Raw genomic sequence first — 8,387 nt, 5'->3', positions numbered from 1 at the left:
GCATTGGCCTTTCCAACCTCAAAACAAAATGGAGTTGGAATTCATGCATACACGTCCGTTGCAGAAGCTGCTTATCGCCGTCGCCGCAGCCATCGGCCTGAGCACCAGCCTGATCGCCAGCGCCGCCGACCCGCTGAAAGTCGGCTTCGTCTACATCGGTCCGATCGGTGACCACGGCTGGACGTATCAGCATGAACAAGGGCGCAAGGCGTTGGCCGAAAAGTTCGGCGACCAGATCAMSACCAACTATGTGGAGAACGTCGCCGAAGGCGCCGACGCCGAACGGGTGATCCGCAACATGGCCAAGGACAACTACGACCTGATCTTCACCACGTCGTTCGGCTACATGAATCCAACCCTCAAAGTCGCGAAACAATTTCCAAAGGTGACCTTCGAACACGCCACCGGCTACAAGCAGGACAAGAACCTCGGCACCTATCTGGCGCGCACCTATGAAGGTCGCTACGTTGGCGGTTTCCTCGCGGCGAAGATGACCAAGACCAAAAAGATCGGCTACGTCGCCTCCTTCCCGATCCCGGAAGTGATCCGCGACATCAACGCCATTCAACTGGCCCTGAACAAGTACAACCCCGGTACCGAGATCAAAGTTGTGTGGGTCAACTCGTGGTTCGATCCGGGCAAGGAAGCTGACGCTGCCAACGCGCTGATCGACCAGGGCGTGGACGTAGTGTTCCAGCACACCGACAGCCCGGCGCCGATCCAGGCGGCTGAACGTCGCGGCGTTTTTGCCGTCGGCTACGCGTCGGACATGGCGCACTTCGGGCCGAAAGCGGTATTGACCTCTATCGTCAACGACTGGGGCCCGCACTACATTCAAGCGACCCAAAGCGAGCTCGATCACTCCTGGAAATCACAGGACTACTGGGGCGGCTTGAAAGAAGGCACGGTTGAACTGCCGATCAGTGATCTGGTACCGGCGCCGGTGAAAGCCGAAGCCGAGCAGATTATTGCGGACATCAAGAGCGGCGCGTTCCACCCCTTCACCGGGCCGATCAAGGACCAGGCGGGCGTCGAGAAATTTGCGCCAGGCGCGATGGCGAGCAACGCGGATCTGGCGTCGATGAACTACTACGTTGAAGGCATGAAGGCCGATATTCCGAAGTAGCTCTCCTAAACCAACACAAAACCCTGTAGGAGTGAGCCTGCTCGCGATCAGGCCGCCACATTCAACATCGATGTTGACTGGTAGTCCGCTATCGCGAGCAGGCTCACTCCTACAATGAATTTTCAGCGTTTTTGAGAATTGTGCATGAACCAACTCCCGATCATCGACATCGCCCCGCTCTACAGCGATGACCACATCGCCTGGCAATCCGTGGCCAGTCAAATCGATCACGCCTGCCGCGACTGGGGCTTTTTCTACATCAAGGGTCACCCGATTTCCGCGGAGCGCATCGACGCCCTGCTCGACCACGCCCAACGCTTTTTCGCCCAGCCCACCGCCGAAAAGCTCAGGATCGACATCACCCAAACCCGCCACCATCGCGGTTACGGCGCTATCGCCACCGAGCAACTCGACCCAAGCAAACCCAGCGATCTGAAGGAAACCTTCGACATGGGCCTGCACTTACCGGCCGATCATCCTGACGTGCTGGCGGAAAAACCACTGCGCGGCCCGAACCGTCATCCGTCGCTGCCCGGTTGGGAAGCGCTGATGGAACAGCACTACGTCGACATGCAGGCCCTCGCCCAAACCCTGTTGCGTGCAGTGACGCTGGCACTGGGCATCGAGCGGGATTTTTTCGACAGCCGTTTCAACGAACCGGTCAGCGTCCTGCGGATGATTCATTACCCGCCGCGCCATACCGCCAGTTCCGCTGAGCAACAAGGCGCCGGTGCCCATACCGATTACGGCTGCATCACCCTGCTCTATCAGGACGCCGCCGGCGGTCTGCAAGTACGAAACGTAAAAGGCGAATGGATCGACGCGCCGCCGATTGAAGGCACGTTCGTGGTCAACCTCGGCGACATGATGGCCCGCTGGAGCAACGACCGTTACCTGTCGACACCGCACCGGGTCATCAGCCCGTTGGGCGTGGACCGTTATTCGATGCCGTTCTTTGCCGAGCCGCACCCCGATACACGCATCGAATGCCTGCCCGGTTGTCAGGATCAAATGCACCCGGCGAAATACCCGGCCACCACCTGCGCCGATTTTTTGCTGTCGCGCTTCGCCGATACCTACGCCTATCGACGGGAACAGGAAGCGGTGTGATGAACCGGCTGGTCAGGTTTTGCGAAATGTTTCTACTGGCATCTGTAGAATGCTCGCCATCTGCACCTGATGAGAAAAGACTATGTACGACTGGCTGAACGCCCTGCCCAAGGCAGAACTGCACCTGCACCTCGAAGGCTCGCTGGAGCCTGAGTTGCTGTTCGCCCTGGCTGAACGCAACAAGATCGCCCTGCCGTGGAGCGACGTCGAAACCCTGCGCAAAGCGTACGCCTTCAACAACCTGCAAGAGTTTCTCGACCTGTATTACCAGGGCGCCGACGTGTTGCGCACTTCGCAGGATTTCTACGACCTGACCTGGGCGTACCTGTTGCGTTGCAAGGCGCAGAACGTGATTCACACTGAACCGTTCTTCGACCCGCAAACCCACACCGACCGTGGCATACCGTTCGAAGTGGTGCTCAATGGCATCGCGGCCGCCTTGAAAGACGGCGAGCAGCAACTGGGCATTACCAGCGGTTTGATCCTGAGCTTCCTGCGTCACTTGAGCGAAGAAGAAGCTGAGAAAACCCTCGACCAGGCGCTGCCGTTCCGCGATGCGTTTGTGGCCGTGGGCCTCGACAGTTCGGAAATGGGACATCCGCCGAGCAAGTTCCAGCGCGTGTTTGACCGTGCCCGTCACGAAGGCTTCCTGACCGTTGCCCACGCCGGTGAAGAAGGCCCGCCCGAGTACATCTGGGAAGCCCTCGACCTGCTGAAAATCCAGCGCATCGACCATGGCGTGCGTGCCATCGAAGACGAGCGCTTGATGCAGCGGATCATCGACGAGCAGATCCCGCTGACCGTGTGCCCATTGTCGAACACCAAACTCTGYGTGTTCGATCACATGTCCCAGCACAACATCCTCGACATGCTTGAGCGCGGCGTGAAAGTGACCGTGAACTCCGATGACCCGGCGTACTTCGGCGGGTATGTGACCGAGAACTTCCATGCGCTGTACACCGATTTGGGCATGACCCAGGATCAGGCCAAGCGCCTGGCGCAAAACAGCCTGGATGCGCAGTTGGTCAAACCATAAGCCTCACCGCATAAGCCTTGTGGGAGCGAGCCGGCTACCACAAGGCTGGATGATGCTTCATTCCTAAAGCGCCATTTCCAGCTCGGTCTCCTTGGCGAAGCGATGGATTTCACGCTGTCCTGCAGCGGTGATCTGCAAGGCGCGGGATTCGTTGGGCAGGCTCAACCAGCCCGATTGCATGAACAGCTGCAACAGCGCCGCACCCAGTGAGCCGCCCATGTGCGGGCGTCTTTCGCTCCAGTCGGGACAGGCGCAGGCCACCCGGCAATTGCGATGGGCCAGTGCCTGGATGAATACGCCTCGTGTGGCCAGTTGAGTGGAACCTTTGTGGGTAATCATGACCCGCTGATCGATCTGTTCGATCCAGCCTGCATCCAGCAATCGCTGGTAAAGGTCGGCGGCCAGGGTGCCGCCCAGATGGTCGTCGCACAGTCTGGCTCGCAACAGTGACGAAGGCGCCGTCTGAGGTTTGGCGATGGGGTTGGGGCGCTTGAAAACATCCGGGACCTCTCGGGGCGTACTGGCCAGGGTCGCACTGGCCAATGCCTCGATGGCCGCGCCGACTTCGGGGGCCGCCAGGCGGAAAAATCGCTTTCGCCCACGGATTTCAACTCTCAACAGACCGCCTGCGGACAATCGTCCCAGGTGGGCACTGGCCGAAGAGGGTGACAGGCCGGCCAACAATGCCAGCTCTTCGGTTTGCCGCGCAGTGCCGTCCATCAAGGCCCACATCATTGCGCTGCGCTTTGGGTCAGCCAGCAACGTGGCGATCTGGCTAATGCAAGGTGCATGTTCCATGTATTCACTCCCTGTTGAATCGTTTCATCTGCTGCTCAGAGACATCTTGACCAGTAATGTGTCGTCGGCCAAGCCGCGGAAACCGCCAAAAGCCAGGCAAAGCCCTCCACGCCCCGATGCCAAGGCTTCGCAGCCAGGGCGAAGGCCGGATGATTGAGCGAGGGCCATGCCGACTGGAACGCGGACTCGCCATCGCGAGATCGACGGTGAGTACATGAGGCGGGCGCTAGTATAAGCGGGTTGATCGCCGGATCCTGCCCCCGGGAAACCGTGGGTGCTGATAGTTCCTGAGAGAAATTTCGCTATTTGCCTGCGACTAATGATCGATGTCCGATATCGTCGGAAATTGACTGCCTAAATGAGCGCATCGGCTGGCAAGCATTTCCCGTAACAGGTTCACAGGCTTACTCAATTGTGCGCGATGGGCGCACAGCAAATTCAGAGGTGCGCGCTCACAGAGCAGTTCCGGCATCAACACTTTCAGCCGCCCGGCGAGCACATCGGCAGCAACATCGAGCCAGGACTTGTAGGCGATCCCTGCGCCTGCAACGGCCCACAACCGCACCACATCGGCATCGTCACTGAAACGGTCACCACTAACGGTCAGGCCGACTTCGCGTTTGCCGTCATGGAAACTCCAGTGATCGTGGACCCGGCCGCCGAGCATGAACAGCAAGCAATTGTGCTGAGCCAGTTGTTCCAGCTGCCGGGGCTCGCCATGTTTAGCAAGATAACCAGGCGCTGCGCACAGTACCCGGCGGTTCTGCGGGGCGATGGGCAGCGCTACCAGGCTTGAGTCTTCCGGTTCGCCATAGCGCAGGGCAATGTCGACCGGTTGGCGGAACAGGTCGGCGATGCGGTCACCCAGCAATAGCCGCACGGTTAGTTTTGGATGCTCACGCTGAAACTCGTCCAGCCACGGCAACAAAAGATTGCGGCCAAAATCCGACGGCGCTGACAACTGCAAAATCCCACTGACCTGGTCCTGACCACTCGCCAGCAACCGGCGCCCTTCATCCAGATTGCTCAGGGCCGCCCGGGCATATTCCAGAAAGCCCTCGCCTTCGGCTGTCAGGCGCAGGCTGCGTGTGGAGCGTGCGAGCAGACGCGCGCCGAGTTGCTGTTCGATGCGCTTCAACGCTGCACTGGCCACTGCCGCCGACATGTCCATCACCCGCGCCGCCGCCGACAGGCTCCCAAGATCCGCAGCACGGACAAACAGCTGCAAGTCATCGAAACGCAGCATCTTCAGCCTCGATTATCAAAAAAATATTGAAAGAGACTGCTCTTTTAGCGGGTTTTATCTTGCAGCGAAATAGCCAATCATCTGCCCCATCGAATTCATCACACTCCCGGAGTCGTCCATGTCCCAACCATTTACCGCCATTGCCACGCTCATCGCCAAAGCCGGCCAGCAAGACGCCTTGGAACAGCACCTGCGCGCGCTGCTGGAACCGACCCGCGCCGAAGCCGGCTGCAGCCAATACGATCTGCACCAGGACCTCGCCAACCCGCAGGCCTTTTACATGATCGAGCAGTGGAGCAGCGACGAAGCCCTGCAAGCGCATGACGCCAGCGCCCACATCCAGAACTTCCGCGCCAAGGCCGGCGACTTCCTCGAACACTTCGACCTCAAGCGCCTGCGTACCGTGGCCTGACTCCTAATGCCGATCAATCAAGCCGACGAGCACTTAACTGATCGGCATGAGGTCAGCCTCCTTCTTTTATTACCTTTCGGAACTCCTTAGATGAAAGCCATTGCTTACTACAACTCGTTGCCGATCAGCGATGAACAATCCCTGCAAGACATCGAGCTGCCAGAACCGGTTGCCGGTCCACGCGACCTGTTGGTAGAAGTCAAAGCCATCTCGGTCAACCCGGTGGACACCAAGGTCCGCCAGAACGTCCAGCCTGAAGAAGGCGTGGCCAAGGTGCTGGGTTGGGACGTGGCCGGTGTGGTCAAGGCCGTCGGCAGCGAGGTGACATTGTTCAAGGTCGGTGACAAAGTCTTCTACGCAGGGTCCATCGCCCGCGCGGGGGGTAACAGCGAACGCCATGTAGTGGATGAGCGGATCGTTGGCCACATGCCCAAAACCCTCGGTTTCGCCGAAGCCGCCGCGCTGCCGCTGACCGCGATTACCGCCTGGGAACTGCTCTTTGAACGCCTGCAAGTGCGAGAAGGAAAAACAGATGAAGACCAGCGCCTGCTGATCGTCGGCGCGGCCGGTGGTGTGGGTTCGATCCTTACGCAACTGGCCAGTCAGCTCACCGGGCTCAACGTCATCGGCACCGCTTCCCGTCCGCAAACCCAGAGCTGGGTACGTGAACTGGGCGCCGACCTGGTGATCGATCACAGCCAACCGCTGAGCAAGGAGCTCAAGCGTGCCGGTGTGGAGTACGTGACTCATGTCGCCAGCCTGACCCAAACCGATCATCACCTGGACCAACTGGTTGAGGCGCTGGCGCCGCAAGGCAAACTGGCGTTGATCGATGATCCCAAGTCGCTGGACGTGACCAAGCTCAAACGCAAGAGCCTGTCGCTGCACTGGGAGTTCATGTACACCCGCTCGCTGTTCGAAACCGCAGACATGATCGAGCAACACCATTTGCTAAATCGCATTGCCGGGCTGATCGACGCCGGCACACTGAAAACCACAGTCGGCGAGCACTTCGGCACGATCAACGCGGCCAACTTGCGCCGTGCACACGCGTTGCTCGAAAGCGGCACCGCCAAGGGCAAGATTGTGTTGGAAGGGTTCTGAAACAAGATGAAACAGTGTCGTTCAGTTTGGACGACACCGTCAGTCCGACAGTTGACCGCTGTCACAATAGCGATCGTATTCGGGTCTACAATCGAATCCTCTGCGGCAAAATCTTTACGTGGCAGCTTTTACGAGAGGAGAGATCAGCAATGAAGATCCTGATAAAAGAAGTGGCTAAATCACAATGGCAGGTCCGTCTGGACCAGCTTGCCGTGACATTCCGCAGCGAAGCCGAAGCACTGGCCTTTACCCGAACCCTCGAAGCACGCCTGTACGCCCCCCATCAAATTCCCGGTCACCAGCAGCGCGCTGCTGGCTGAATCCGCCCTCAGACCTGGGCTTGCGCCAACGCCCGGGCAGTTTGCAAGCGTCGGGTGAGCATCGCCATGCTCACCACCAATCCTCCGCACAAGCTGATGACCATCGCCATCGGCATGGCGCTGCCATCGTATAAAACACCGACCAGCGCAGCGGCACCGGCCGCGACAGTGAATTGCAGGCAGCCGAGCATCGCCGATGCACTGCCGGCGCGGGCGCCCTGCCCGTTCATCGCACACGCCGACGCGTTGGGAAGGATACAGCCGAGGCTGGAGATACAAATAAACAGCGGAATCAGCAACGGCCATAAATGCTCGGGTCGCAGCGCACTGACGGCGAGCAGCGTCAGGCCGGCGATCAGGTAGACCCAAACAGCACGAGCCAGCAAGAACGCCGGGCCACGCTTGGCCAGCAATCGTGCGTTGACTTGCGCCACCAGAATGAACCCCGCCGCGTTGGTGCCGAACAGCCAGCCGAAATGCTCGGCCGGTACACCATAGAGCTTGATGAACACGAACGGTGAACCGGCAATGTAGGCAAACATCCCGGCGATGGCGATGCCACCCGTCAGTGCGTGGCCGAGATAGACCCGATCCGCCAACAAGCGAGCGTACTGCCTGAAAGCCCCCGACAACGGCTGACGCGGCACATGTACGGGCAGACTTTCCGGCAAGCCGAGCGCCACAGCCAATCCCGCTAAAGCGCTGAAACCGGTCAACACCAGAAAGATCGACTGCCAACCCGTGGTGTTGACCAACAAACCGCCGAGCATCGGCGCGAGAATCGGCGCCAGCCCCATGACCAGCATCAGTTGCGAATAGACCTTGGCCGACCCCACGGCATCGCATTTATCGCTGACGACCGCACGGGAAATCACCATCCCCGCGCAGCCGCCTAACGCTTGGACAAAACGCGCGCCGATCAGCCATTCAAGATTCGGCGCATACGCGCAGGCCAGCGAAGCCAGGGTGAATAAGCCGACACCGGTCAGCAACGGAATACGCCGTCCGAAACGATCAGCTACCGGGCCGTAGGCCAGTTGACCGATCGACAAACCGAGGAAATACGCCGCCAGCGTCAGTTGAACGTGATTTTCATCGGTGCCGAAGGCAAGCGCCATCGCCGGGAAGGCCGGCAGGTAGAAATCGATCGCCAGCGGACCGAAAGCGCTGAGGGCGCCAAGTATCAAAATGGTACGGAAATTCATCAGGCATCCAGTTGGACATGAGTCGTCAGG

The 8,387-nt window shown here is 59.4% G+C and carries 9 protein-coding genes; 6 read left to right on the top strand and 3 right to left on the bottom strand.

The genetic code is table 11. The features are described 5' to 3' along the window. The first annotated feature begins 43 nt into the window (after nucleotides 1–43). The 3 genes from AC1DRJ_RS04325 to AC1DRJ_RS04315 all read left to right on the top strand — a co-directional run bounded on the left by AC1DRJ_RS04325 (nucleotide 44) and on the right by AC1DRJ_RS04315 (nucleotide 3,272). The gene (locus tag AC1DRJ_RS04325; RefSeq protein ID WP_477801001.1) at nucleotides 44–1,126 is read left to right on the top strand and encodes a BMP family ABC transporter substrate-binding protein; all 1,083 of its coding nucleotides are present in this window, start codon (nucleotides 44–46) and stop codon (nucleotides 1,124–1,126) included. A gap of 144 nt (nucleotides 1,127–1,270) precedes the next feature. Next, the gene (locus tag AC1DRJ_RS04320) at nucleotides 1,271–2,236 is read left to right on the top strand and encodes a 2-oxoglutarate and iron-dependent oxygenase domain-containing protein (RefSeq protein ID WP_477801000.1); all 966 of its coding nucleotides are present in this window, start codon (nucleotides 1,271–1,273) and stop codon (nucleotides 2,234–2,236) included. 82 nt (nucleotides 2,237–2,318) lie between these two features. Beyond that, nucleotides 2,319–3,272, top strand: a complete 954-nt coding sequence (locus tag AC1DRJ_RS04315; RefSeq protein ID WP_477800999.1) for an adenosine deaminase — start codon at nucleotides 2,319–2,321, stop codon at nucleotides 3,270–3,272. A gap of 63 nt (nucleotides 3,273–3,335) precedes the next feature. Here the strand turns inward: AC1DRJ_RS04315 and AC1DRJ_RS04310 are convergent, their stop codons facing one another. Together AC1DRJ_RS04310 and AC1DRJ_RS04305 are read right to left on the bottom strand one after the other, a co-directional pair. Further along, nucleotides 3,336–4,070: an ArsR/SmtB family transcription factor gene (locus tag AC1DRJ_RS04310; protein WP_477800998.1), complete on the bottom strand. Its 735-nt coding sequence runs from the start codon at nucleotides 4,068–4,070 to the stop codon at nucleotides 3,336–3,338. Nucleotides 4,071–4,386: 316 nt separating this feature from the next. Beyond that, nucleotides 4,387–5,316 (bottom strand): LysR family transcriptional regulator, encoded by a 930-nt coding sequence (locus AC1DRJ_RS04305; protein ID WP_477800997.1) that lies wholly within the window; start codon nucleotides 5,314–5,316, stop codon nucleotides 4,387–4,389. A gap of 118 nt (nucleotides 5,317–5,434) precedes the next feature. On the opposite strand from AC1DRJ_RS04305, the gene AC1DRJ_RS04300 reads away from it, so the two are divergent. The 3 genes from AC1DRJ_RS04300 (at nucleotide 5,435) to AC1DRJ_RS04290 (ending at nucleotide 7,152) form a co-directional block, all read left to right on the top strand. Beyond that, entirely contained in the window at nucleotides 5,435–5,728 is a 294-nt protein-coding gene (locus tag AC1DRJ_RS04300) for a putative quinol monooxygenase (RefSeq protein WP_477800996.1), read from the top strand. A gap of 90 nt (nucleotides 5,729–5,818) precedes the next feature. After that, on the top strand, nucleotides 5,819–6,832 hold the full coding sequence (locus AC1DRJ_RS04295; RefSeq protein WP_477800995.1) for a zinc-binding alcohol dehydrogenase family protein: 1,014 nt from the start codon (nucleotides 5,819–5,821) through the stop codon (nucleotides 6,830–6,832). A 149-nt stretch (nucleotides 6,833–6,981) separates the two neighbouring features. After that, entirely contained in the window at nucleotides 6,982–7,152 is a 171-nt protein-coding gene (locus tag AC1DRJ_RS04290; RefSeq protein ID WP_007947681.1) for a hypothetical protein, read from the top strand. Nucleotides 7,153–7,160: 8 nt separating this feature from the next. Here AC1DRJ_RS04290 and AC1DRJ_RS04285 read toward each other — a convergent pair whose 3' ends face one another. After that, nucleotides 7,161–8,357 (bottom strand): multidrug effflux MFS transporter, encoded by a 1,197-nt coding sequence (locus tag AC1DRJ_RS04285; RefSeq protein WP_477800994.1) that lies wholly within the window; start codon nucleotides 8,355–8,357, stop codon nucleotides 7,161–7,163. Nucleotides 8,358–8,387 lie beyond the last annotated feature (30 nt).

It is taken from the genome of Pseudomonas sp. P5_B2, from assembly GCF_056400445.1.
This window is presented reverse-complemented; position numbering and strand designations above follow the sequence as displayed.